Genomic DNA, 533 nt, shown 5'->3' with positions numbered 1-533 from the left:
AAAAAAATAGGCGGTATCGCGAGCTTTATTGGCGCCCGTTTCATGCCCGTGATTAATGATATGATTGACGGTTTTTCTCGCCTGATTGATGAAAACCGCGACCTCATTCAAACAACCGTTGCGAGCTGGGCAAAAACCTTAAAAAAAGTCCTTAATGATTTGCTTAATCCTACCTCTGATTTGAGAAAAGGCATCAGTGATCTCACAGAGAGAATTAAAGGCTGGTTCCAATGGATGGAGCCTTTGGTTGGTGAAATAACCCTTTTCAAGGTAGGACTTGTGGCACTTGGTTCGTTCATTTTTGGTCCACTCATTGCCGCATTAGCCGCAGTAGGAGCAGCGTTTGTTAGCCTTGGTATCACAATTATGACGACACCTATCGGGTGGCTAATTGGCGGCATCGCAGCTCTTGTAGGCGCTGGATATTTGCTCTACAAAAATTGGGACAAAATCAATGGCTGGCTGCTTACATCACTAGCCATAGTAAGCGCAGTTTTTATCAGGCTTGCTTTCGCTCTTTCAGGACCAGTGCT

1 pseudogene is annotated in these 533 nt (G+C 45.0%); it reads left to right on the top strand.

The features are described from left to right. A pseudogene (locus tag ACFINF_RS09550) lies at window positions 1–533 on the top strand (phage tail protein); the annotation flags it as partial.

The organism is Bartonella sp. TS25HLJMH (assembly GCF_042193505.1).
Lineage (GTDB): Bacteria > Pseudomonadota > Alphaproteobacteria > Rhizobiales > Rhizobiaceae > Bartonella > Bartonella grahamii.
This window is presented reverse-complemented; position numbering and strand designations above follow the sequence as displayed.